The organism is Streptomyces sp. NPDC026394, assembly GCF_055567735.1.
Window position 1 is genome coordinate 37,761 of the sequence record NZ_JBVHPX010000020.1, and the last position, 24,164, is coordinate 61,924.

The following is a 24,164-nucleotide window of genomic DNA, read 5'->3' on the forward strand; positions in this document are numbered from 1 at the left end:
GTGCCTGGCGGTGGTGTGAGCCGGTGGAGACGTGATCCGGCGGGGACCCGAGCCGGTGGTGGTGACCTGGCGGAGGCGCGGCCCGGTGGGGACGCGGCTCGGCGAGGAGGTGGCCCAGGGCCCGGTGGGGCATGAGATCGAGCAGGCGTGGCTCGGCGGAGCTGTGACTCCGGGGAGCGGTGGCCCGGCGGAGCAGTGCCCCGGCGAGGAGCGAGGCCGTAGCTGTGCGGCCGGGGGAGTGGGACGGCAGGCGTGGCGGGCGAGACGGCCGTCGGCTGCTGTTGGTCGGCCGTCAGCCGGGAGGCGCGGACGCTCGCCCGTCGGGTGGACGTGCCACGGGTGCACGCGCCGCTACGTTCTGCGGACCCGTGACCGTGCAGTGGTCTCGGCCGCGACTGGCTCAGTGCAGCGCCCCAGGGCGGGTTCCCCACGGCTGGTACGCCCTGTGACGTGCGATCGAGCTCCGCGACGGCTGGTGCGGCCTGTGACGTGCGGCCAGGCTCTGCGACGTGCGGCCGAGCCCTGCGACGGCTGCATGGCCTGCGGCGTGCGGCCAGGCCCCGTGACGTCCGATATGGCCTGTGGCGCGCGGCCAGGCCCCGTGGCGGTTCGGTACGGCCTGTGACGTGCGGTCGCGCCCCGCGAGGGCTGGTGCGGCCAGGCTCTGTGGCGTTCGGTATGGCCTGTGGCGTGCGGTCGAGCCGTGCGACGGCTGGTGCGGCCTGTGGCGTGCGGCCAGGTCCTGTGGCGTTCGGTGCGGCCTGTGGCGTGCGGTCGAACCTTGTGACGGCTGGTACAGGCCTGCGGTGTGCCGTCCGGCCCGTACGGACAGTTCGGCTGGTGACGGGGCCGGTGCCCACAGCCGTGTTCGCCTCTTCGGCGGTCGGAGCTGCGCCAGTCGGCTTTCCGGTTTCTGGGGAACCCCCCTCCGGGGAGGGGGCTGGCCGCAATGTGCTGGGCATGCCGTGGGCGGCAGAGTGCGGTGCATGATCTTCACTCGGAAACACCGTGGATGGTCCGCCGCGCCCGGCGTCCTCGTCCTGGGATGCGCCGCGGCCTTACTGGCCACGGGGGCAGTGGCGACGACCACTGCGTCAGCGTTGCCCAAGAGCCCTGGTACGGGGACGGACACGACGACCGCCACCGCCACCGCGACCGGAACCTCAGCCGCACCCACAGCCGCAACCAGAACCTCACCCACTGCCGGACCCGACGCCGTCGAGCGGCGCCCGGTGCCTGGTTCGGTTGTTTCCGTCACTCTCGTCGCCGACCTGAAGGCGAAGGAGGTCGCGGACCGCCTGGAGGCAGCCGGTATCGACGCGGCCCAGGTGCGCTACGGCGTACGCGCCCACCGCCTCGTCTACCGCACCCGCGGCGTCCGGGGCGAGCCCACCACGGCCAGCCAGCTGGTCGCCGTGCCCAAGAACGGCAAGCGTGCCCTCCGGACCGTGTCCTGGCTGCACGGGACAACCGTGTACCGAGGGGACGCGGCCTCGGTGAACGAGCGGTCCACCGACCGCGCGGCGGCCCTGCTCTTCGCTTCGACCGGCCGGGCCGTCTCCGCGCCGGACTACCTGGGGCTGGGCGAGGGCCCCGGCATCCACCCGTACGGCCATCCGCAGGCGACCGTCACCGCCTCGGTCGACGCGCTGCGCGCGGCACGGGCGTTCGTCCGGCGGGAGCAGCGCACCCTCGACAGGAACGTGCTGGTCAGCGGCTTCTCCCAGGGGGGTCCCGCCACCATGATGGTCGGCCGGGCCCTCCAGCGGGGCGCCGACCCGTACTTCCGGCCGGGGGCGCTCGCCCCCATCGCCGGGCCCTTCGACCTGAGCGGGTTCGAGGCCGCCGCGGCCGACGACGAGATCATCCGGTCGTCGCTCTACCTGGCCTACTTCGTGACCGCGTGGGACCGGATGTACGGCTTGTACGACACACCGGGGCAGGCGTTCCGTGCGCCGTACGACAAGACGGTGGAGTCCCTGTTCGACGGCGACCACAAGTCGGCGGAGATCGCGGCGGCGCTGCCGGCGACCTCGAAGGAACTGTTCACGCCGGAATTCCTCGACACGATCCGCAGCCCGCGGGGGAAGCTGCGGCGGCAACTGGAGGCGCTGGACACCACCTGTGACTGGCGCCCGGAGGTTCCGGTGCACCTGTACCACGCCAAGGGCGACAAGGACGTGGCGTTCGAGAACGCGCGCCACTGCGAACGGCAGCTGACCGCCAACGGGGCCGCCCACCGGCTCACGGACGTCGGGGACGTGGACCACAACGGGACGGTGCGCAAGGCCCTGCCGCTCGTGGTCAGGCAGTTCGACGCCGCTCCCTGAGACGCCACACCCTGAGACGCCGCACACCGGGACGCCGCCCTCTGCGCCGACGGCGGGTCCGCTCCGGGCGGACCCGCCGTCACCTCATCCGGGGACGTGGGCGCGGACCGGCAGTCCCGCCGCCCGCCATGCCTGGAAGCCGCCCACCAGGTCGGTTGCCCGGTACAGGCCCAGCTGCCGCAGGGAGACGGCCGCGAGGCTCGACGCGTAGCCCTCGTTGCAGACGACGACCACCGCCAGGTCGTGGCCGGTGGCTTCCGGGGCGCGGTGGGCCCCGGTGGGGTCAAGGCGCCACTCCAGCTCGTTGCGTTCGACGATCAGCGCACCCGGGATGGTGCCGTCACGTTCACGCAGCGCCGCGTAGCGGATGTCGACCAGCAGCCCGCCGTCCCGCTGGAGCGACGCGGCCTGCCCGGGGGACACCCGGTCCAGCCCGGCACGCGCCGCCTCCAGAAGCGCGTCGACCGCGCTCACCGCCAGTCCTCGGGCAACTCGACCTCTTCGAGGCGCAGGACGGGACCGGTGCGGCTGTAGCGGCGCATCAGCGGCAACGGCGGGTAGTAGGCGTGCACCGAGACGGCGTGCGCGTCGTCGGAGAGATTGAGCACCTGGTGGACGTGGTGCGGGCCGAAGGCGCGGCCGCGGCCGCCGGCCAGCTTCCGTTGCCGGTCCACGCCGTCCGCCAGTTCCAGTGTCTTCCAGCCCTCGGTGGGCAGTTGGGCGGCGAGCGACTGCTCGGTCAGTTCGCCCGCGGCGGCGGCGAACGCGCCGTGCGAACCGCCGTGGTCGTGCCAGCCGGTGCCCGTACCGGGCGGCCAGCCGATCAGCCACGCCTCGCTGCCGCCGGGACCGTCCAGACGGATCCAGGTCCGGCCTTCGGGGTCGAGGGGCAGCGAGGCGATGAGCGAGGCGTCGGCGGCGGTACGGCGGGCGAAGTCGAGGAGTTCGGCGGCGGTGGGGCCGCCGGTGGCGTCCGGACGCGGGCGCGCCGGGGTACGTACGTCGGGCACAGGAACCGTCCTGAGTGATCGCGAAGAGGCGCGCGACCGGCGGCGAACGCGGCGGCGCGCGGGAAAGGGATGCGGATCAGCAGGACGGACGACACACGCAGCCCGCGTAGCGGACCAGGTCCAGATGGACCCTCCGCCAGAAGCGCGAACCGTTCTCCGTCACGTTCCGGAGTCAAGCACGGGGCTTCCCGCAGGGTCAACCGCCGACCGGCGCCGAGAGGTGCGTAAAGGGGCGCACGCCGACCGGCGCATCGAGGCTCGCCGGAGCGCTCACCGGCCGGCCCCGCCCCCCGACCGGACCTCCGCTTCCGTAACGTCCCGGGCCGCGTCCCGATCCGTGCCCCGAGCCATGTCCCGCCCCGCGTCCCTGTCGGCCTGCGGGGACGGCGTTCCCCCGGCAGGCTCACGCCCGCCCTCCGGCCGTGCCGGATGCGCGAACGGCCCCTCCGAACCCGCCCCGGCCCCGGTTCCGATCCCGGCCCCGGCCTCGGTCCCGTTCCTGGCCCCGAGCCCACCCCCGGCCCCACCCCCGTTCTCAGCCCTGACCCGCGCCTCCCCTTCGAACACCGCAGCGCCCTCCGCGCGCCCCGCAAGCCCTGCGCCCTCCGCGCGCCCCGCAGCTCCCGAACCGTCCCCCGTCCCGTCCCGCGGGCCGTCCTCCGGGCCGCCCCCCGAGCCCCCGCCCCGTACCGCCTCCGCGCACGCGTACAGTTCCGCCGGCCGGACACCGCCCATGGCCGCGACCAGGTGCCCGTCCGGTCGTACGACCAGGACGGTGTGGGCGACCGCGCCCGGGTAGGACTCGGCGACCAGTACCTCGGCGGGCATCGGCAGGGCGTCCACCGTCTTCGAGAGGCGCGGCATCAGGCCGGCCGACTTCCAGTGCCGCCGGTCCCACACGCCCGTACCGGGCGCCACCAGCACCACCAGCAGTCCCCGTCCCAGCCGGGCCCGGAGCGGTACCTCGGAGCCGTCCGAGGCCGTCACGGGGACGTCCGCGACCGGCGCGCCGACCTGCGTGCCCACCGTCATCGCGCACGACGGGTCGGTGGCCGGGGCGAGCGGTGAGCGGGCGTACGCGGGGGGCGCGCCGAGCGGTCCGCGCCCCAAGTGCCCGTCGGTGAGCATCGCCGTGTGCCCGCGGGCCGCCCCCGGCAGGACGGCCCGCCACCGGCCGCCCCGCTCGCCGTCGCGCAGCAGCGGCAGGGCCCGGTCGGCGGCGCGCAGCCGAGCCGTGACGGCGCCCCTGCGCTCGGCCTGATAACTGTCCAGCAGGGCTTCCGAAGCGCCCTGGTGCCAGGCCAGGGCCAGCTTCCATGCGAGGTTCTCGGCGTCCCGCAGGCCCTCGTCCAGGCCCTGGGTGCCGAGCGCGCCGAGCAGGTGGGCGGCGTCGCCGGCGAGGAAGGCGCGGCCGCGCCGCCAGCGCCGGGCCAGCCGGTGGTGGACCGTGTGCACGCCGGTGTCGAGGAGTTCGTACGGCGGTACGGCGGGAACGTGCGGGCCACCCCGGCCCCCACCCCTCCCGCCGGAACCAGGCACCGGCCCGGCGCCCGCGCCGGGCCCGCCCCAGGCCCCGGCGCCCGCCTCCGACCCGGCCCGGTTCCCGGAGCCGGGCCCGATTCCGGCGTCGGCCCCCGAGACGATTCCCGCCCCCGGGCCAATCCCCGCCCCCGACCCGGCCCCTGCCTCCGCCTCGGCGGTCCACACCGCCAGCGAGTCGCGGATCCGGGCCACCAGCGCGTCCGGGGTGACCAGATCGCGGCCGGGCGGCAGCAGCCAGTCCAGCCGCCACACCCCGCCGGGCAGCGGCCGGGCGGTGACCTCGCCGCCGGACCCGCCGCCGCCCTGCCGCGCGGGCGAGCGGTGCAGCAACGCCTCGCCCGGCCAGGGGAGTTCCGTACGCAGCGCCGCCACGGCGTGCCGCTCGACTGCCGTACGCCCCGGGAAGCGGATCTCCAGCAGTTTGCGGACCGTCGAGCGCGGGCCGTCGCAGCCGACCAGGTAACTGGCGCGCCACCACGCGCCGTTGGCGCCACGGGTGTGCGCGCTGACCCCGTACTCGTCCTGCCGCAGGTCGTCGAGTCGGCTGCCGGCGACGATCCGGGCGCCGGGCTGCGCCGCGAGCGCGGTGCGCAGGGCCCGGGCCAGCGCGTGCTGCGGCACGTGCACGGGAGACACAGGGGAAGCGGGAGAAGCGGGGAAAACGGGAGAAACAGGAGAAGCGGGTGAAGCGGGTGAGCCGGAAAACGGCGACTCCGGGCCGAACTCCACCCGCTCCAGCAGCCGCCTCCGCCGCACCGAGCGCCAGGCCGTCCAGCGGGTGCCCGCGGACTCCAGGGCCGGACCGCAGCCCAGCCGCTCCAGGAACGCGGCGGTGTCCGGCCGCAGGACCACGGTGCGGGCGGGCCGCGGATCGATCGCACCGGGGGCTTCGTCCAGCACCACGCACGGGACGTCGAGGCGGGCGAGGGCGAGGGCGAGCGCGAGGCCGACGGGCCCGGCCCCGACGACGATCACCGGGTCCACGGCGTGGCTCCCCCGGTCCGCGGGTTCTTACGGGACGTACAGGAACTGGCAGTTGGAGCCCGGTGCGCGATCACACAGCGTATGCAACCCATTGCGGGCGCCCGCGTCAAGTGACGGGGGCAGCGGCGCCCGCGGCACTGCCCCCGTTCACGGTGTCACACCGTCAGGGCGTGATGCCGCCCCCGCCGCCCATGTCCGGGGGCCGCCGGGTGCCGACCGGGCCGCCGACCGTGCCGTCGGCGCCTTCCAGCGCGTCCGACGCGGTGACCGGCTCGGCCGCCCCGGCCATCACGATGCCGGTCTTGGCCCGCCGGCCACGCCGCTCGATCCAGTTGGCCAGCGCGGACAGCGCCAGACACATCGCCACGTAGATCGCACCGGCCACGATGATCATCGGCACGTACGGGTTCTCGTCGTTGACGACGATGGTGCTGGCCATCTGCTGGATCGTGTAGAGCAGCTCCTCGAAGGTGATCACGTAACCGAGCGAGGTGTCCTTGAGGGTCACCACCAACTGGCTGATGATCGTCGGGAGCATCGCCCGGACGGCCTGCGGCATCAGCACCGTCGTCATGACCTGCGTCTTGCTCATGCCGAGCGCGTACGCCGCCTCGCGCTGGCCCCGGGGCACCGCGTTGATGCCGGCCCGCAGCACCTCCGCCTGCACCGAGCCGTTGTAGACGGTCAGACCCACGACCAGGGCCCAGAACTGCGGCGAGTCGCCGGTCAGGCCCAGCTCCTCCTTGTAGGAGAGCAGGATCACCCACAGGGCGTAGATCGTGATCAGCAGCGGGACGGCCCGGAAGAGCTCGATGAACCCGGTGGCCAGCCAGCGCACCGGCTTGTGGTCGGAGAGCCGGGCGACGGCGAGCAGCACGCCGAGCGCGAGGGAGAGCACCGCGGCGACCGCGAAGACCTGGAGGGTCGTCAGGACGCCGTTGCGGATGTTGGTCCGCACGCCGGCGTTGTTGAAGATGTTCCACATCTCCGGCTCGAACTGGCCCTTCGCGGCCAGTCGCAGCACGGCGAAGGCGAGCAGGCCGAGCACGGCGAGCGCGCCGGCGACGGTGTAGACGCGGTTGCGGACCTTGGCCTTGGGCCCCGGGGCGTCGTAGAGGACGCTGGTCATCGGGCCACCTCCAGGCGGCGTTCGAGCAGCCGGAAGATGCCGCTGATGGCGAACGTGATGATCAAGTAGGCGAGGGCGATCCAGAGGAAGATCCAGCCGATCGGCCGACCCTGGTCGTTCAGGAGCTTGGAGACGTTGAACAGCTCCGCGTTGCTGAAGGCGCCCGCGATGGCCGAGTTCTTGGTGAGCGCGATCAGGATGCTGCTCAGCGGCGGGATCACGGTGCGGGTGGCCTGCGGCAGGACGATGATGCGCAGTGTCTGGACGAAGGTCATCCCGATGCTGCGGGCGGCCTCCGCCTGGCCCAGCGGCACGGTGTTGATGCCCGAGCGGACGGCCTCGCAGATGAACGAGGACGTGTAGAAGCCCAGGGCCAGCGTCGCGAGCACGAACGGGCTGATGCCCGGGAAGAAGATCTGCGGGACGACGAAGAAGGCGACCAGGAACAGCAGGGTGAGCGGGGTGTTGCGCAGCAGCGTCACCCAGGCCGTCCCGAAGGCGCGCAGCGGGGGCACCGGCGAGACCCGGAAACCGGCGACGAGGAGGCCCAGCAGGAGGGCGAGCGCCCCGCTGGCCGCGGTGAGCGACACGGTTCCGAGGAACCCGGTGCGGAACTCGGGAAGATAGTCGAGGAGTACGTTCATGGGTTCTCCGCGGTAGCGGTCAGGTCAGCGGCGGACGGGTGGACGGCCCGGTGCGGGGTGCGCGGGGCGTGCGCGGCGCGCGGGGTACGGGAGCGCGGCCCGGCGTGCGGGCGCTTGCGTGCGCGGCGTACCGGTGTACGGCCGGGAGCGCGGGCGCGGTCCGCGACGGTGTGCGCACGGGCGCCCCGGCGCGTGGATCCTCAGGCACCCGCGCCCCGTACACCCGCCGGAGCGGCGTACGGGGCGTGCGGCGGTGGACGGCGGGTGCGCGACCCGGGTCAGCCGCGCGGCAGCGGCGTCTCCGGCGCGACGAAGCTGGTCCCGGACTTGCCGAGGGTGCCTTCGTACGCCTTCTTGTAGTCGCCGTTCTTGATGTGCTTCTCCAGCGCGTCGGTGATCGCGTCCCGCAGCGCCTTGTCGCCCTTCGTCAGGCCGACGCCGTACGGCTCCTTGGTGAACGGCTTGCCGACGACCCGCAGCTTCTTGGGCCGCTCGGCCGCGTACCCCTTGAGGATCGCGTCGTCCGTGGTGACCGCGTCCACCTGGCCGTCGAGGAGCTGCTTGACGCACAGCGAGTACTTGGCCAGCTCGGTGGTGGTGGCCCCGTACTTCGGCTTCTTGATCTCCTGGAGCGGGGTGGAGCCGACGATCGAGCAGACCTTCTTGCCCTTGACGGTGTCCGGGCCGGTGATGGACTTGTCGTCCCTGCGCACCAGGAGGTCCGCGCCCGCGGTGTAGTACGGGCCCGCGAAGTCGATCTGCTTCTTGCGCTCCTCGTTGATCGTGTACGTGCCGACGTAGTAGTCGACCTGACCCTTGGAGATCGCGGTCTCGCGGACGTTGGAGTCGACCGTCTTGAACTCGATCTGCTTCTCGGAGAAGCCCAGTTCGGCGGCGATCATCTTGGCGATCTCGATGTCGAAGCCGCTCCGCTTGCCGGTGGTGTCCTGGAAGCCGAGGTAGGGCTGGTCGGCCTTGGCGCCGATGGTGATCTTCCCGGCCTGCTTGGCCTTCTTCCAGGCCGGCGAGTTCACGTTCGCCTTGGCGTTGACCGCGTACGTACCGCTGAAGACTTCTCCGCCGGACGCCTTGTCGCCGGCCGTGCCCGACTCGCCGCCGCACGCGGTCGCGGTCGCCGTCAGCGCGAGCACCACCGCACCCGCCGCGGCCGTCTTACGAATCCTCATGGTGAACATCCTTTGGTTCAGCGGAAGGTGGCAATCATGACGACCGGCCGCAGGGTCAGTGGTGGAGGATCTTCGAGAGGAAGTCCTTGGCCCGGTCGCTGCGCGGGTTGTTGAAGAACTGGTTCGGCTCGGCCTCTTCGACGATGCGGCCGTCCGCCATGAAGACGACGCGGTGGGCCGCCGAGCGGGCGAAGCCCATCTCGTGCGTGACCACGACCATCGTCATGCCGTCCCGGGCGAGCTGCTGCATGACCTCCAGCACCTCGTTGATCATCTCCGGGTCGAGTGCGGAGGTCGGCTCGTCGAAAAGCATGACCTTGGGGTCCATCGCCAGGGCCCGGGCGATGGCCACCCGCTGCTGCTGTCCGCCGGACAGCTGGGCGGGGTACTTCTCCGCCTGCGTGCCGACCCCCACCCGGTCCAGCAGGGCCCGGGCCTTCTCCTCGGCCGCCTTCTTGTCCGTGCAGCGGACCTTGGTCTGGCCCAGCATCACGTTCTCCAGCACCGTCTTGTGCGCGAAGAGGTTGAAGGACTGGAAGACCATGCCCACGTCGGCACGGAGCCGGGCCAGCTCGCGCCCCTCCTGCGGCAGCGGCTTGCCGTCGATCGTGATGGCGCCGGAGTCCACGGTCTCCAGCCGGTTGATCGTGCGGCACAACGTCGACTTGCCGGACCCGGAGGGCCCGATCACCACGACCACCTCACCGCGCCGGATGGTCAGGTCGATGTCCTGGAGTACGTGCAGCGCGCCGAAGTGCTTGTTCACGTTGTCCAGCACGACCAGCGGGTCGCCCGCCGGCGCGGGCCCCTTGTCGCTCTTGGTCACCGATACTTCGCTCATCGGCGTACAGCTCCGTCCTCCTCGGTTGGGGAGGACCCTAGTAACGCCCTGCGACCAGCGTCATTACATCTGAGCGGGATTTGAGCATAACGATACGGCCGCGAAGGGACACACGGCGTGAACGGGGCGCGCGGACCGGGCGCCCCGGTGTACCGGCTGCATAACGGAACCGCCCCTCCGGGAATACCCCCTTGACGTGCGTGCCGTCCATCGCCGTAGATGCCTTTTGGCCGCTCCGTGGACGGCCCGCGATCCGTACGCGCCCGCGTACGGGTGTACACCCATGCACCCGCGCGTCCAGGTATGCGCGGCCGGGCACACACTGTGAGGAGGGGGCCGGTGCGGCTGCTGCTCGTGGAGGACGACGACCATGTCGCGGCCGCCCTGTCCGCCGTGCTGTCCCGGCACGGCTTCGACGTCACCCACGCCCGCAACGGTGAGGAGGCGCTGCAAGCCCTGCTGCCCGGCGACCGGGAGCCCTTCGGTGTGGTCCTGCTCGACCTCGGCCTGCCCGACCAGGACGGCTTCGAGGTCTGCGGGCGGATCCGGCGGATGTGCGGCAGCCCGGTGATCATGGTGACCGCGCGGGCGGACGTACGGTCCCGGATCCACGGCCTGAACCTCGGCGCCGACGACTACGTGGTCAAGCCCTACGACACCGGCGAACTGCTCGCCCGCATCCACGCCGTCAGCCGCCGCCGCGCCGCCACGCCCGCCGCCGCGGGGGAGCCGCCCGCACAGGAGGGCGCCCCGCCCGGTGACCTGCGGCTCGGCGCCGTCACCATCGAACTGTCCACCCGGCAGGTGACCGTGGCCGGCACCGCCGTCCCCCTGACCCGCAAGGAGTTCGACCTGCTCGCCCTGCTCGCGCAGCGGCCGGGCGTCGTCTTCCGCCGCGAGCAGATCATCAGCGAGGTGTGGCGCACCAGCTGGGAGGGGACCGGCCGGACCCTGGAAGTGCACATCGCGTCGCTGCGCGCCAAGCTGCGGATGCCCGCGCTGATCGAGACGGTGCGCGGCGTCGGCTACCGCCTCGTGACACCGCCCGCCGCCGTGTCACCGGCCGGCCCGGCCTCCTGACGGCCGGCGGCCCGTACCGTGCGCACCCGACTCCTCCCGCTCCTGATCGTCCTGATGGCCGGGGTGCTGCTCGCGCTCGGCTTCCCGCTCGCCGGCATCACCGCCGGCGTCGAACAACAGCGGGTGGTCGTCGACCGGATCGACGACGCGGCGCGGTTCGCCTCCCTCGCCCAGTACGTCACCGCCCGCCCGGGCGCCGGCAAGACCCCCGACGAGGACGAACGGCAGGCCACGCTGAGTGCCGAACTCAAGCGCTACCACCAGCTCTACGGCATCCGCGCCGGCGTGTTCTTCCGCGACGGGACGCCCATGGCGGCGGCCCCCGCCGACTGGCGCGTACCGGAGGAGGGCGAAGGCGCACGGGCCTTCAGCGAGGCCCTGGCGGGCCGCCGCAGCCACGACCCGCACCAGATCTGGCCCTGGGACGACGGCGGCCGGATCCCCGTCGCCTCGCCCGTCGTCCGGGACGGTGACGTGGTGGCCGTCGTCGTCACCGACTCGCCCACCGGGCGGATGCGCTCCCGCACCCTGCACGGCTGGCTGCTGATCGGGGCGGGGGAGTGCGCGGCCATGCTCGTCGCGGTGGGCGCCGCCTTCCGGCTCACCGGCTGGGTGCTGCGCCCGGTGCGCGTCCTGGACGCCGCGAGTCACGACATCGCCACCGGCCGGATGAAGTCCCGGGTCGCGGCCGCTTCCGGCCCCCCGGAACTCCGCCGCCTGGCCCGTTCGTTCAACGAGATGGCCGACAACGTCGAGGAGGTGCTGGAACAGCAGCGAGCCTTCGTCGCCGACGCCTCCCACCAACTGCGCAACCCGCTCTCCGCACTGCTGCTGCGCATCGAACTCCTCGCCCTGGAACTCCCCGACGGCAACGAGGAGATCGCCTCCGTCCGTACGGAGGGCAAGCGCCTGGCCCGGGTCCTGGACGACCTCCTGGGCCTGGCGCTGGCCGAGCACGCTGCCGCCGACCTCCAGCTCACCGACATCGCCGCGCTCACCGCCGAGCGGGTCGGCTCCTGGCGCCCGCTGGCCGACGACAAAGGGGTGCTGCTGTCCTACGAGGGCCAGCGGGCCGTGACGGGCTGGGCGGATCCGGTCGCCCTGTCCAGCGCCCTGGACGCCCTGGTCGACAACGCCCTGAAGTTCACGCCCGCCGGGGAACGGGTCACTGTCGGGGTGGCGCCGGACGGCGAGTGCGTACGGATCACCGTCTGCGATCACGGCCCCGGCCTCACCGAGGACGAGCTGGCCCGGATCGGTGACCGTTTCTGGCGCAGCGGCCGCCACCAGAACGTCTCCGGCTCCGGGCTGGGCTTGTCGATCACCCGCGCGCTGCTCGCCGCCGGCGGCGCCACGCTCTCCTTCGCGCCGCACCGGCCGCACGGGCTGCGGGTGACCGTGGTGGTGCCGCGCAGCGCGCCGTGACCGCCGGTCCCGACCAGTCCCGGCCCCGACCGGTCCCGGCCCCGACCAGTCCCGGCCCGGTCCGGGCCCGTTCCAGGTCCGGCCCCGGACAGCCCGCTTCAGGACCGTGAAAGTGTTGTGTTACCGTTGACGGTGTTGCAGTTGTGGTACCCATGAACTTTGTGCGCGCCCGGTGGCTGGAAGCCCCGGGCGTTCCTTGTTTTTCCGGACCTTTCTCCGGTGTGGGGCGATCATCTCGGCGACAGGGAGGCCGCGCAGTGCGGTCTTCGGTTTGCCCCTAGAAGGAGAAAAACATGGCCACCGGCACCGTGAAGTGGTTCAACGCGGAAAAGGGCTTCGGCTTCATCGAGCAGGACGGCGGCGGCCCCGACGTCTTCGCCCACTACTCGAACATCCAGGCGCAGGGCTTCCGCGAGCTCCTGGAGGGCCAGAAGGTCAGCTTCGACGTGACCCAGGGCCCGAAGGGCCCGCAGGCGGAGAACATCATCCCCGCCTGACGGACCGCACGTCAGCGGACGGGGCCCGCACCGGCCGGTGCGGGCCCCGTCCGTATCCGTACGGCCCACCGCCGTACCCCCGTCCCCGCGCGGCTCGCCGTCCGCGCCGAACGTCGTCGCGCGAGCACACCGCAGCCGCACGACACCCGTATGCGTACACCCCGTACCCATGCGGCCCGAGACCGCACGGCACCGTGCCGTACGCGCTCGGCCTCCCGCCACAGAAGGGCTTTCAGTGACCCGAGCGACCGCACCGCGACAGAGCGCCGCATCCCAGCCGTCCCCGCGGACGGCCCCCCAGCCGCCCGCCGTCTCCTTCGACGAGCTGCCGCTGGCACCGGCCCTTCTCACCGCGCTGCGCGCGCAGGGCGTCACCGAGCCGTTCCCCATCCAGGCCGCGACGCTGCCCGCCACCCTCGCGGGCCGGGACGTCCTCGGCCGCGGCCGGACCGGCTCCGGCAAGACCCTGGCCTTCGGACTGGCGATGCTCAGCCGTACGGCGGGGCGCCGCGCCGAGAGCAAGAGCCCCCTCGCGATGGTGCTCGTGCCCACCCGTGAGCTGGCCACCCAGGTCTCCCAGGCGCTCGCCCCGTACGCCACCGCGGTCGGTCTGCGCACGACCACGGTCGTCGGCGGCACCTCGATCAACCGCCAGGTCGACGCGCTGCGCAAGGGCGCCGAGATCCTGGTCGCCACCCCGGGCCGGCTCGCCGACCTGCTGGACCGCCGCGCCTGCAAGCTCGACCAGGTCACCGTCACCGTCCTCGACGAGGCCGACCAGATGACCGACATGGGCTTCCTGCCGCAGGTCACCCGCCTGATGGAGAAGGTGGACCCGAACGGCCAGCGGATGCTGTTCTCCGCGACGCTGGACCGCAACGTCGACAAGCTCGTGCGCCGGTTCCTGACCGACCCGGTCACCCACTCCGTGGACCCGTCGGCCGCGACGGTCACCACCATGGAGCACCACGTCCTGTACGTGGACGACACCGACAAGCGGGCCACCACCACCGAGATCGCCGCCCGCGACGGCCGCGTGATCATGTTCGTGGACACCAAGCGCGGCGCCGACCGGCTGACCAAGCACCTGCTGTCGCAGGGTGTACGGGCCGCGGCGCTGCACGGCGGCAAGTCCCAGCCGCAGCGCACCCGCACCCTGGAGCAGTTCCGCACCGGCCAGGCCACCGCGCTGATCGCCACCAACGTCGCCGCCCGCGGCATCCACATCGACGGCCTCGACCTCGTGGTCAACGTCGACCCGCCGACCGAGGCCAAGGACTACCTGCACCGCGGCGGCCGTACCGCGCGAGCCGGCGAGTCGGGCACCGTCGTCACCCTGGTCACGCCCGGCCAGCGCCGGGACATGACCCGGCTGATGTCCCGGGCGAAGATCACCCCCGGTACGGCCCGGGTCCGGCCCGGCGACAGCGAGCTCATACGGATCACGGGCGCCCAGGCGCCGTCCGGCCAGCCGGTCGTGATCGCCGTCCCCGCGCAGCAGGACCGGCCCAAGTCCACGGGCGGCGGCGGGCGGCGGCGTCCGCGCCGCGGTGGCTCCGGCGGCGCGGCGGGCGGCGGCACCGGCGCGGCGGGCGGCGGCCGTCCGTCCCGGCGTCCCTCCCGTGCCCCCAAGGCGCCGCGCACCCCGCGGGCGCCCAAGGCATGACGCGCGCCGGGGCGTGCACGGAAGTCCGCGCACGCCCCGGCGCCTTCGGGCACCTCGGAAGCCGCCCCTTCCCGGGAACGGCCCGCTACGGCTTCTCCGACACGTAATAACGCCGCGCGCCCTCGTGCAGCGGCAGCGGATCGGTGAACACCGCGGTCCGCAGATCCACCTTCTGCGCGGCATGCACCTCGGTACCGATGCGGTCCCGGCTCCTTATGACGGTCCGGGTGATCGCCTCCGTCCGAACCGGGTCCTGCCGGTCGGTGGTGACCAGGAGATTCGCGACCGCGATCGTCCTGACCGCCTGCCCCTTCTGGACCAGCGGATAGGCGTCGGCCGGCATCACGGCCGCCCGGTAGTGACGGCTCCGCCCGCCCTGCCGGTGCAGCGCCGGAATCAGGTCCCCGAGCTGGACGAGCCGTATCGGCATCCGCCGGGCCACCTGCTGCACGGCCGAGGTCGGCAGCCCGCCCGACCAGAAGAAGGCGTCCAGCTTCCCCTCCTCCAGCAGCTTCGGCATCCGGTCGATGCCGACCCGCACCGCCTCGATGCCGTGGTCGAAGTCCAGCCCGGCCGCCGCGACCAGCCGCCGGGTGGTCAGTTGGACGCCGGAGCCGTCCGCCCCCACGCCGACGCGCAGCTTCCCGAGGTCCTTGGCCGAGCCGACCGGTGAGTCCGCGGGCACGATCAGTTGCAGGTAGTCGTCGTACAGCCGCGCGCAGGCCCGCAGCCTTGCCGCCTGCCGCGGATGGAGACGCTGCCGCTCGGCCACCGCGTCCGCGGTCGCGATCGCGAACTGCGCCTTCCCGGTCGCCAGGTGCTCCAGATTGTCCAGTGACCCCGCGCTGTTCATCAGCCGTACGTCCACCCGCGGCAGGTCCCGGCGCAGATCCTGCTTGAGGAGCTCCCCGTAGCGCGCGTACACCCCGGAGCGCACGCCGGTGGACAGCGTGAGCTGCCCGCCGGGCGCGGGCGGCCTGGCCACCACCGGCGGCAGCCACCACAGCAGCAGGCCGAGTACGGCCAGTACCGCGGCAACCGCGAGGAACGCCCGGCGGCCGCCGGAACGGGGGAATGCGGAAACCATGGGCGGGATCCTGCCAGCCCGGTACCGGGAAAGGGAGGGGCGAGGTGATGGTGGAAGCACGTACCCTGGTCGATTGAGATGAGTGCGAAGACATACGAGGTGCGCACCTACGGGTGCCAGATGAACGTCCACGACTCCGAGCGGCTGTCGGGCCTGCTGGAGGACGCCGGATACGTCCCCGCGCCGCAGGGCGCCGACGGGGCCGATGTCGTCGTCTTCAACACCTGCGCGGTGCGGGAGAACGCCGACAACCGGCTCTACGGCAACCTCGGCCAGCTCGCGCCCCGCAAGGCCGCGCGGCCCGGGATGCAGATCGCCGTCGGCGGCTGTCTGGCCCAGAAGGACCGCGACACCATCGTCAGGAAGGCCCCCTGGGTCGACGTGGTCTTCGGGACGCACAACATCGGCAAGCTGCCGGTGCTCCTGGAGCGGGCCCGCGTCCAGGAGGAGGCCCAGGTCGAGATCGCCGAGTCGCTGGAGGCGTTCCCCTCCACGCTGCCCACCCGCCGCGAGAGCGCGTACGCGGCCTGGGTCTCGATCTCCGTGGGCTGCAACAACACCTGCACCTTCTGCATCGTCCCGGCCCTGCGCGGCAAGGAGAAGGACCGCCGCCCCGGCGACATCCTCGCCGAGATCGAGGCACTGGTGGGCGAGGGCGTCTCCGAGATCACCCTGCTCGGCCAGAACGTCAACGCGTACGGCTCCGACATCGGCGACCGCGAGGCGTTCAGCAAGCTGCTGCGCGCCTGCGGCAAGATCGAAGGGCTGGAGCGGGTCCGGTTCACCTCGCCGCACCCCCGCGACTTCACCGACGACGTCATCGCCGCCATGGCCGAGACGCCGAACGTGATGCCGCAGCTGCACATGCCGCTGCAGTCCGGCTCGGACACGGTCCTCAAGGCGATGCGCCGCTCGTACCGCCAGGAGCGCTTCCTCGGCATCATCGAGAAGGTGCGCGCCGCGATGCCGGACGCCGCCATCTCCACGGACATCATCGTCGGCTTCCCGGGCGAGACCGAGGAGGACTTCGAGCAGACCCTGCACACGGTCCGCGAGTCCCGCTTCGCGCAGGCCTTCACCTTCCAGTACTCCAAGCGCCCCGGGACCCCGGCCGCCACGATGGACGGCCAGATCCCCAAGGAGGTCGTCCAGGCGCGTTACGAGCGGCTGGTGGCCCTCCAGGAGGAGATCTCCTGGGAGGAGAACAAGAAGCAGGTCGGCCGCGTGCTGGAGGTCATGGTCGCCGAGGGCGAGGGGCGCAAGGACGACGCCACGCGCCGCCTGTCCGGCCGCGCGCCCGACAACCGTCTGGTGCACTTCACCCGCCCCGAGGAGCCGGTCCGCCCCGGCGACATGGTGACCGTCGAGATCACCTACGCCGCGCCGCACCACCTGCTCGCCGAGGGCCCCGCCCAGGCCGTCCGCCGTACGCGCGCGGGCGACGCCTGGGAGAAGCGCAACGCCGCACCGGCCGACAAGCCGGCCGGCGTCATGCTCGGCCTGCCGACGATCGGCGCCCCGGCACCGGCCCCGGCCCCGGCCGCGGGCTGCGGGTGCGACTGACGGCGTGAGGGCGGGACAGCCGCCCCGTACGACCGGCGCCGGAAGCGTCGCGGACCCGCCGCCCGGGACCGCGGGCCCGGCGCCGCGGCCTTGCTAGGGTTCCAGCCATGCTTGTCGCCGCCGCCGTCTGCCCGTGTCCGCCGGTGCTCGTCCCGGAGGTCGCCTCCGGAGCCGCACCCGAGCTGGACGGCCTGCGGGCCGCCGCCCTCGACGCGATCGGCGTGCTCGCGGCGGCCCGGCCGGACCGTCTGGTCGTCGCCGGCCCCGCCGGAGAGGCCGGCCGCGGGCCGTACGAACAGGGCGCGGTGGGCTCGTTCCGCGGCTTCGGCGTGGACCTCGAAGTCCGCCTGGGCGCCGCCGGGACCACCCCGGAACGGCCGCTTCCACCGTCGCTGTCGGTCGGCGCCTGGCTGCTGGCCCGTACGGACTGGGCCGACGCGCCGATGGCAGGGCTGGGCGTCGGCGAACCGCTGGCCACCGACCGCTGCGTGCAGGCCGGACGGGACATCGCGGCATCGGCGGAGCGGGTCGCCCTGCTGGTCATGGGCGACGGCAGCGCGTGCCGCACGGTGAAGGCGCCGGGCTACTACGACGAGCGGGCCGAGGACTTCGACGCCGCCGTGGGACGCGCCCTGGGCGCCGCCGACACCGAGGCGCTGACCGGGCTGGACGCGGAGCTGGCGGAGGAGCTGAAGGTCTCGGGCCGGTCCTGCTGGCAGGTCCTGGCAGGCGCCGCACAGGGCGCCGGTCTGCACGGCGAGCTGCTGCGCGAGGAGGCGCCGTACGGAGTGGGGTACTTCGTGGCGGCCTGGTCCTGAGGCGTACGGAAGTGTGCTGAGGCGTACGGAAGTGTGCCGAGGCGTACGGGATCGGCGGGAGCTGGCTCTGAGCTGTACGGAAGCGGCGTTCGCCGCGCCCCCCGGGACCGCGCGACGGCCGCGGAGCGGGTCGCTCCGCGGCCGTGGTGCCGTCCGTCCGGGCCGCCCCGCCGCGGGCCCGGCGAAAAGGTCAGGAAGCCGGTCCCTGCGGGCCGGAGCCGCCGGAGCCCTGGCCCCCGGTGCGGCGGGACTCCTCGGACAGCCGGCCGAGGGCGTCCTTCGCCTTGCCCGCACCGGTGCCGATCTGGCTGCTGTACTTGCCCTTGGTCCTCTCGTCGACCGCCCGCGCGGCCTTGTCGAGCCCCTGCTCGATCTTGTCCCCGTGCTGCTGCGCGAGGTCACCGGCCTTGCTCTTCAGAGGACCGAGCTTGGCCTTGAGGTTGTCCAGCAGACCCATGGGCACCTTCCTTCGTGCTGCTTCGTGCGGCGTGCGTCCTACTTGCGGGCGCCTTCCCCGGCTTCGCGGTCCGCAGCCTCCTCGGCCGACTGCTGCTTGGGGATCTCGACCCCCTCGGCGATCGCCGCCTCGCCGGCCTCCTCCGCGGATGGCTTCCCGTCCGCGGCTGCCGCCGCGCCCTGCTCCGCCTCCGTAGCGGCCTCGGCGGACTGCTCGGCGGCGGGCTCCCCGCCCTCCGGAGCCGACGGCTCCGCCGTCAGCGTGGCGGCGGCGGCTTCCTCCGTCGATGCCTCTGCTGCCTTGCGACGAAACCGTGAAAACACGCCCATAACTACTCCATAGCCTACTCGTGTGGGCGAAATCCCGGGGCGCCCGGAGCGTCCCATTGCGCCGCCCGCGGGCCCCGGTCCGTGAACCGGCGGCCGGAACCTCGCAACAGGCAACGAACACGGAGGCGAGCCGTCACGTCGCTCGTTCGAGATGTGGCCCGCAGGTTTGCGAGACTGGGCCGGTGAACACCGCAGTTCCCGCACCCCGGGTCATCGCCGTCGTCGGTCCCACCGCGGCCGGAAAGTCCGATCTGGGCGTCGCACTCGCCCGCCATCTCGGTGGCGAAGTCGTCAACGCCGACTCCATGCAGCTCTACCGGGGAATGGACATCGGCACCGCCAAGCTGACGGTGCCCGAGCGCCACGGCGTCCCGCACCACCTCCTGGACATCTGGGACGTGACCCGGGCCGCGAACGTCGCCGAGTACCAGCGGCTGGCCCGCGCCGAGATCGACCGGCTGCTCGCCGAGGGCCGCACCCCCGTCCTCGTCGGCGGCTCCGGCCTGTACGTACGGGGCGCCATCGACGCCCTGGACTTCCCCGGCACGGACCCGGAGGTGCGGGCCCGGCTGGAGACCGAGCTCGCCGAGCAGGGCAGCGGCGCCCTGCACGCCCGGCTCGCCGCCGCCGACCCGGAGGCCGCCCGCGCCATCCTGGCGAGCAACGGGCGCCGCATCGTGCGCGCCCTGGAGGTCATCGAGATCACCGGCCGCCCCTTCACCGCCAACCTCCCCGGGCACGAGGCGGTCTACGACACCGTGCAGATCGGCGTCGACGTGGCACGCCCCGAACTCGACGACCGCATCGCCCGCAGGGTGGACCGGATGTGGGAGGAAGGGCTGGTCGACGAGGTGCAGCGGCTGGAGGGCGAAGGGCTGCGCGAGGGCCGTACCGCCTCCCGCGCCCTCGGCTACCAGCAGGTGCTCGCCCAGCTCGCGGGGGAGTGCACGGAGGAGCAGGCCCGGGCCGAGACGGTCCGTGCCACCAAGCGCTTCGCGCGCCGCCAGGACTCCTGGTTCCGCCGGGACCCCCGGGTCCACTGGCTCAGCGGCGCCGCCGCGGACCGCGCGGAACTCCCGGGGCGGGCGCTGGCGTTGGTCGAACGACCGGTCACAGCCTGATCACGTCATGGCATCGGGACGCTCCGCCCGTCATCCGTGCCCCCGGGAGCGTGTCATCATCGACCTTCGATCGAGGCGTGCAGTCGGAGTGGGGAGGGCGCGTGGCGATGGAGGCCGGCCCTCGCAACAGACCGCAGCAACCGGACGGGCCGAGAGACGGACAGCGGGACGCGACCGAGTCGCTGACCCAGGACGGACCCGGGGCCGCCGGCCCGGACGGGCCTGCCCTGGACCACGCGGCGGCGGTCGGTCCCGACGGCCCGGACGCCCTGGGAGAACCGGTTCGCCCGGCGCCTCTGGACACCGGGGACGGCCCCGGGGAGGCGGCCGGAGGCGGTGAGTCCTTCCGGGAACTGCGCCCGCCGCGCCGGCTGCGCATCTGGCAGCTCGCGCCGATCGTGGGCCTGGCCATCCTCGGCTCGCTGATGTTCGCCTTCCCGCTGGCCTTCGAGTTCGGCGGCGACGGCGGCGCGGTGATCTCCATGCTCGGTCTGCTGCTCTTCGGCTGCGCCGCGGGCTGGGGCATGATGGCCGCCCGCCGGGTCGGCCACACCTGGCCGGGTCTGCCCGCCCGCGGCTCCGGTCGCCGCCCGGACTGGCGCGTCGTCCTGGCGTACGTCGCGGTCGTGGCCGTCCTGGCCCTGCTCGCCGTGTGGCGCGTCGCCCGGTTGCACTGATCGCAGCACGCCGGGGCCGGAGGCGGCACCGAGCACAGGACACGCCTGGGGCGGCGTCGGGACATCCGCCGGGGCCGGAGCCGGAACATCCGTCGGCCGGGGCGGGGCCACCGACTGTCACTGCCGCGCCGTACGATGCAGGCATGACCAACGCACAGGGGACCGCAGAGGCCACGGAGGCCGCAGTGAGCGCCGCCACGACCGCCGCGGGCGGCCCCGGCCGGGGCATCGCCTTCCTCAAGGGGCACGGCACGGAGAACGACTTCGTGATCGTCCCCGACCCGGACGGCGTCCTGGAGCTGTCCGCCGGCGCCGTCGCCCGGATCTGTGACCGCCGGGCCGGTATCGGCGGCGACGGCCTGCTGCGCGTGGTGCGCTCCGCCGCCGATCCCGCGGCCCGCGCCATGGCCGGCGAGGCCGAGTGGTTCATGGACTACCGCAACGGCGACGGCTCCGTCGCCGAGATGTGCGGCAACGGCGTCCGCGTCTTCGCCCGCTACCTCCAGCACGCCGGTCTGGCCGGCGAGGGCGAGCTGGCCATCGCCACCCGCGCCGGTGTGCGTACGGCACGCCTGACCGCGACCGGCGAGGTCACGGTCTCCATGGGCCGTGCCGAGCTGCTCCCGGACGGCGTGACGGTCACCGTGGGCGACCGCAGCTGGCCCGCCCGCAACGTCAGCATGGGCAACCCGCACGCCGTCGCCTTCGTCGAGGACCTCGGCCACGCCGGTGATCTGCGCGAGATCCCGCCGTTCAGCCCAGCCGCCGTCTACCCGGACGGTGTGAACATCGAGTTCGTCGCCGACCGCGGCCCGCGTCATGTGGCGATGCGCGTCCACGAGCGCGGCGCCAGCGAGACCCGCTCCTGCGGCACGGGCGCCTGCGCCGTCGCCGTCGCCACCGCCCGCCGGGACGGCGTCGACCCCGCGGTCACCGGCAGCCCCGTCACCTACACGGTCGACGTGCTGGGCGGCAGCCTGACGATCACCGAGCTGCCGGACGGCACGGTCGAGATGACCGGCCCCGCGGTCATCGTCGGCGAGGGAGCACTGGACCCCGCCTGGCTGGTCACGGCCCTGGGCTGAGCCGTGGGCCCGGGGCGTGACCCCGGCCGGGCGCCCGCCCGGGGCACGACCCAGGGTGCTTACCTCGAATGGGTGATCCGGTTCACGCTGGGCGAGAGCGGGACAGCGCTGCGTGATGGGCTCGGTAGCATCAAGCACCGGCCCGGGCGACTGACTGCGGACGCCCAACCGCCGGTCGACGCCGCCGGAGGTGCCCATGAGCGCAGAGGCCACGAACCCTGGTAACCCCGTCGCGCCTGCCCAGGCCGGTCCGTCCGCTGCCCAGGCCGGTCCGTCCGACCTGGGGGAAGCCTCCCATCGCAGACGCGGCCGCCCCCGCCTGGAACTGCGCGGTCTGCGGCGCATCGGCCGGGCCGCGCTGCTCGGGCCGGCCCCCCGCGACGGCCTGCCGGACGCCCTGGAGCACGTCGCGAAGGTCCACCGGGCCCACCACCCGGACGCCGACCTGGACACCCTGAGCCGGGCCTACGCGCTCGCGGAGTCCTCGCACCGCGGGCAGACGCGCAAGAGCGGTGAGCCGTACATCACCCACCCGCTCGCGGTGACCCTGATCCTGGCCGAACTGGGCGCCGAGACCACGACCTTGACCGCCTCCCTCCTCCACGACACCGTCGAGGACACGGAAGTGACGCTCGATCAGGTGAGCCGGGAGTTCGGCAAGGAGGTCTGCTACCTGGTCGACGGCGTGACCAAGCTGGAGAAGGTCGACTACGGTGCCGCCGCCGAGCCCGAGACCTTCCGCAAGATGCTGGTCGCCACCGGCAACGACGTCCGCGTGATGTCCATCAAGCTGGCCGACCGGCTGCACAACATGCGCACCCTCGGCGTGATGCGCCCCGAGAAGCAGACCAGGATCGCCAAGGTGACGCGGGACGTGCTGATTCCGCTCGCCGAACGGCTGGGCGTGCAGGCGCTCAAGAGTGAGCTGGAGGACCTGGTCTTCGCGATCCTGCACCCGGAGGAGTACGCCACCACCCGGGCTCTCGTCCTCGGCCACGCCGGCCGCCCGGGCCCGCTCGACACCATCGCGGAGCGGGTGCGCACCGTCCTGGACGAGGCCGACATCGACGCCGAAGTCCTCATCCGGCCACGGCACTTCGTCTCCGTGCACCGGGTGCGCCTGGCACGCGGCGCGGTCACCGGCGCGGACCTCGGCCGGCTGCTCGTGCTCGTCGCCGAGGACGCCGACTGCTACGCGGTCCTCGGTGAGCTGCACACCTGCTTCACCCCGGTGGTCTCGGAGTTCAAGGACTTCATCGCCGTACCGAAGTTCAACCTCTACCAGTCGCTGCACACCGCCGTCTCGGACGAGGACGGCGCCATTGCCGAAACGCTCATCCGGACCCACCGGATGCACCGGGTGGCGGAAGCCGGGGTGATCGCGCTGGGCAACCCGTACGCCCCCGCGGACGGCTCCGACCCGTCCGGGGCGGCGGGCGGCGCGGCGGGAGGGCCGTCGGCCGAGGACGGCGAGCGCGTCGACCCGACCCAGCCCGGATGGCTGTGCCGCCTCCTGGAGTGGCAGCGCGCCACCCCCGACCCGGACACGTTCTGGACCTCGCTGCGCGACGATCTCGCGCAGGACCGGGAAATCACGGTCTTCTGCGCGGAGGGCGGCTTCGACGACGGGAGCGGCACGGTCGTGACGGACCGCGCGGGCACGGGCGCGGCGGGCACCGGCACCGTCGGCCTGCCCGCCGGTGCGAGCTGCGTGGACGCCGCGTACGCGCTGTACGGCGAGGGGGCACACCACTGCATCGGCGCGCGCGTCAACGGCCGCCTGGCGACACTGTCCACGGTCCTGTGCGACGGCGACAGCCTGCACCTGCTCATGGCCCCCGACTCCGCCGCCGGACCCTCCCCGGACTGGCTCGACCACACCCGTACCCCGGCGGCCCGGCTCGCCATCTCGCGCTGGCTGGCCGCTCATCCCGGCGCGGAGGCGGGGGAGGGCCCGGTGGGGGCGGGCGCACCGAGCGGAACCGGCGAGACGCGGGGCCCCGGGGCCGCCGCGGCGTCCGGGCGTCACGGCGGTGACACCGCCGGGCTGTCCACCGATCTGCCCGGCGCGACCGTACGCCTGGCGGGCTGCTGCACCCCCGTACCGCCGGACCACGTCACCGGCTTCGCCGTCCGGGGCGGCATCGTCACCGTGCACAGGGCGCTGTGTCCCGTGGTGGCCCGGATGGCCGCGTCCGGCCGGCAGCCGGTCGGCGCACGCTGGCGCGGCGCGGGAAACCGCGTACAGGGCTGCCGGGTCACCCTCCTCGCGGAGGCGTTCACCAGGCCGCACCTGCTCGCCGACCTCACGGAGGCCATCGCCGCCGAAGGCGCCGCCGTGGTCGCCGCCGCCGTCGAACCGCCCCGTGAGCAGCGCGTACGGCACACCTACACCCTCCACCTCCCGGACGCGGCCAAACTGCCGTCCTTGATGCGGGCGATGCGGCAGGTGCCGGGCGTCTTCGACGTGCTGCGGGCGGGACGGGCGCAGTCGACGGTGGCGGCGCGTTCTTGAGGTGAGGCGCGCGGTCAGGGCGCGCGGGGGCATGGCGCGCGGGGGCGTGGCGGCGCACGCCGGAGCGGCCCCGGGCGCGCGGGGGCCGGGGCGCCACATGGCCCGGTATCCGAGGCGGCCGGGAGACCCAGGTGGTCCGTGGCTCCTGTGACCCGGTACCCGTGCGGTCCGGTTCTC

At 73.5% G+C, this 24,164-nt stretch carries 22 protein-coding genes; 11 read left to right on the forward strand and 11 right to left on the reverse strand.

Annotation, left to right across the window (positions count from 1 at the left end; all coding sequences use genetic code 11):
* Positions 1-1,232 precede the first annotated feature (1,232 nt).
* Positions 1,233-2,330 (forward strand): alpha/beta hydrolase, encoded by a 1,098-nt coding sequence (locus ACZ4QV_RS32895; protein ID WP_361591362.1) that lies wholly within the window; start codon positions 1,233-1,235, stop codon positions 2,328-2,330.
* 84 nt (positions 2,331-2,414) lie between these two features.
* On the opposite strand, the gene ACZ4QV_RS32900 is transcribed toward ACZ4QV_RS32895, so the two are convergent.
* The 8 genes from ACZ4QV_RS32900 to ACZ4QV_RS32935 all read right to left on the reverse strand — a co-directional run bounded on the left by ACZ4QV_RS32900 (position 2,415) and on the right by ACZ4QV_RS32935 (position 9,667).
* Positions 2,415-2,804 (reverse strand): rhodanese-like domain-containing protein, encoded by a 390-nt coding sequence (locus ACZ4QV_RS32900; protein ID WP_361591360.1) that lies wholly within the window; start codon positions 2,802-2,804, stop codon positions 2,415-2,417.
* Complete coding sequence (locus tag ACZ4QV_RS32905; RefSeq protein ID WP_361155684.1) at positions 2,801-3,340, reverse strand: cupin domain-containing protein; 540 nt, start codon at positions 3,338-3,340, stop codon at positions 2,801-2,803. The genes ACZ4QV_RS32900 and ACZ4QV_RS32905 overlap by 4 nt, the downstream gene beginning before the upstream one ends.
* Positions 3,341-3,416: 76 nt before the next feature.
* A complete protein-coding gene (locus ACZ4QV_RS32910) occupies positions 3,417-3,503 on the reverse strand; it encodes a putative leader peptide (protein ID WP_324607239.1) in 87 nt (28 codons plus the stop codon).
* Between the two features lie 107 nt (positions 3,504-3,610).
* Positions 3,611-5,866 carry an FAD-dependent monooxygenase gene (locus tag ACZ4QV_RS32915; protein WP_361591359.1) on the reverse strand — a complete coding sequence of 752 codons (2,256 nt, stop codon included), beginning with the start codon at positions 5,864-5,866 and terminating at the stop codon, positions 3,611-3,613.
* 163 nt (positions 5,867-6,029) lie between these two features.
* Complete coding sequence (locus tag ACZ4QV_RS32920; RefSeq protein WP_361591358.1) at positions 6,030-6,995, reverse strand: amino acid ABC transporter permease; 966 nt, start codon at positions 6,993-6,995, stop codon at positions 6,030-6,032.
* A complete protein-coding gene (locus ACZ4QV_RS32925) occupies positions 6,992-7,639 on the reverse strand; it encodes an amino acid ABC transporter permease (protein WP_361155690.1) in 648 nt (215 codons plus the stop codon). Before ACZ4QV_RS32925 ends, ACZ4QV_RS32920 begins: the two co-directional genes overlap by 4 nt.
* 278 nt (positions 7,640-7,917) lie before the next feature.
* A complete protein-coding gene (locus ACZ4QV_RS32930) occupies positions 7,918-8,826 on the reverse strand; it encodes a glutamate ABC transporter substrate-binding protein (protein WP_361155691.1) in 909 nt (302 codons plus the stop codon).
* Between the two features lie 55 nt (positions 8,827-8,881).
* The gene (locus ACZ4QV_RS32935; RefSeq protein ID WP_361591357.1) at positions 8,882-9,667 is read right to left on the reverse strand and encodes an amino acid ABC transporter ATP-binding protein; all 786 of its coding nucleotides are present in this window, start codon (positions 9,665-9,667) and stop codon (positions 8,882-8,884) included.
* A gap of 339 nt (positions 9,668-10,006) precedes the next feature.
* Here ACZ4QV_RS32935 and ACZ4QV_RS32940 point away from each other — a divergent pair, with 339 nt between their 5' ends.
* From ACZ4QV_RS32940 to ACZ4QV_RS32955, 4 genes are all read left to right on the forward strand, one after another.
* The gene (locus ACZ4QV_RS32940) at positions 10,007-10,747 is read left to right on the forward strand and encodes a response regulator transcription factor (protein WP_361155694.1); all 741 of its coding nucleotides are present in this window, start codon (positions 10,007-10,009) and stop codon (positions 10,745-10,747) included.
* 18 nt (positions 10,748-10,765) lie between these two features.
* Positions 10,766-12,172 carry a sensor histidine kinase gene (locus tag ACZ4QV_RS32945; RefSeq protein WP_361155696.1) on the forward strand — a complete coding sequence of 469 codons (1,407 nt, stop codon included), beginning with the start codon at positions 10,766-10,768 and terminating at the stop codon, positions 12,170-12,172.
* A 293-nt stretch (positions 12,173-12,465) separates the two neighbouring features.
* On the forward strand, positions 12,466-12,669 hold the full coding sequence (locus ACZ4QV_RS32950; RefSeq protein WP_031008163.1) for a cold-shock protein: 204 nt from the start codon (positions 12,466-12,468) through the stop codon (positions 12,667-12,669).
* Positions 12,670-12,904: 235 nt separating this feature from the next.
* A complete protein-coding gene (locus ACZ4QV_RS32955) occupies positions 12,905-14,335 on the forward strand; it encodes a DEAD/DEAH box helicase (protein ID WP_361591356.1) in 1,431 nt (476 codons plus the stop codon).
* Positions 14,336-14,420: 85 nt separating this feature from the next.
* Here the strand turns inward: ACZ4QV_RS32955 and ACZ4QV_RS32960 are convergent, their stop codons facing one another.
* The gene (locus tag ACZ4QV_RS32960; protein WP_361155698.1) at positions 14,421-15,422 is read right to left on the reverse strand and encodes a TAXI family TRAP transporter solute-binding subunit; all 1,002 of its coding nucleotides are present in this window, start codon (positions 15,420-15,422) and stop codon (positions 14,421-14,423) included.
* Positions 15,423-15,500: 78 nt separating this feature from the next.
* On the opposite strand from ACZ4QV_RS32960, the gene miaB reads away from it, so the two are divergent.
* Both miaB and ACZ4QV_RS32970 read left to right on the forward strand, forming a co-directional pair.
* Positions 15,501-16,985 carry a tRNA (N6-isopentenyl adenosine(37)-C2)-methylthiotransferase MiaB gene (gene miaB, locus ACZ4QV_RS32965; protein WP_361589960.1) on the forward strand — a complete coding sequence of 495 codons (1,485 nt, stop codon included), beginning with the start codon at positions 15,501-15,503 and terminating at the stop codon, positions 16,983-16,985.
* 107 nt (positions 16,986-17,092) lie between these two features.
* The gene (locus ACZ4QV_RS32970; protein ID WP_361589963.1) at positions 17,093-17,803 is read left to right on the forward strand and encodes a class III extradiol dioxygenase subunit B-like domain-containing protein; all 711 of its coding nucleotides are present in this window, start codon (positions 17,093-17,095) and stop codon (positions 17,801-17,803) included.
* Between the two features lie 190 nt (positions 17,804-17,993).
* Here ACZ4QV_RS32970 and ACZ4QV_RS32975 read toward each other — a convergent pair whose 3' ends face one another.
* Positions 17,994-18,260: an antitoxin gene (locus ACZ4QV_RS32975; protein ID WP_361155703.1), complete on the reverse strand. Its 267-nt coding sequence runs from the start codon at positions 18,258-18,260 to the stop codon at positions 17,994-17,996.
* Between the two features lie 38 nt (positions 18,261-18,298).
* The gene (locus tag ACZ4QV_RS32980) at positions 18,299-18,589 is read right to left on the reverse strand and encodes a gliding motility protein (RefSeq protein WP_361155705.1); all 291 of its coding nucleotides are present in this window, start codon (positions 18,587-18,589) and stop codon (positions 18,299-18,301) included.
* Positions 18,590-18,771: 182 nt separating this feature from the next.
* Between ACZ4QV_RS32980 and miaA the strand changes: the two genes are divergently transcribed.
* The 4 genes from miaA (at position 18,772) to ACZ4QV_RS33000 (ending at position 23,987) form a co-directional block, all read left to right on the forward strand.
* Complete coding sequence (gene miaA / locus ACZ4QV_RS32985) at positions 18,772-19,710, forward strand: tRNA (adenosine(37)-N6)-dimethylallyltransferase MiaA (RefSeq protein WP_361155707.1); 939 nt, start codon at positions 18,772-18,774, stop codon at positions 19,708-19,710.
* Positions 19,711-19,817: 107 nt separating this feature from the next.
* Positions 19,818-20,387 carry a hypothetical protein gene (locus tag ACZ4QV_RS32990; RefSeq protein ID WP_467763790.1) on the forward strand — a complete coding sequence of 190 codons (570 nt, stop codon included), beginning with the start codon at positions 19,818-19,820 and terminating at the stop codon, positions 20,385-20,387.
* A gap of 143 nt (positions 20,388-20,530) precedes the next feature.
* On the forward strand, positions 20,531-21,472 hold the full coding sequence (gene dapF, locus ACZ4QV_RS32995) for a diaminopimelate epimerase (protein ID WP_361155708.1): 942 nt from the start codon (positions 20,531-20,533) through the stop codon (positions 21,470-21,472).
* 196 nt (positions 21,473-21,668) lie between these two features.
* Positions 21,669-23,987 (forward strand): RelA/SpoT family protein, encoded by a 2,319-nt coding sequence (locus ACZ4QV_RS33000; protein ID WP_467763791.1) that lies wholly within the window; start codon positions 21,669-21,671, stop codon positions 23,985-23,987.
* Positions 23,988-24,164 lie beyond the last annotated feature (177 nt).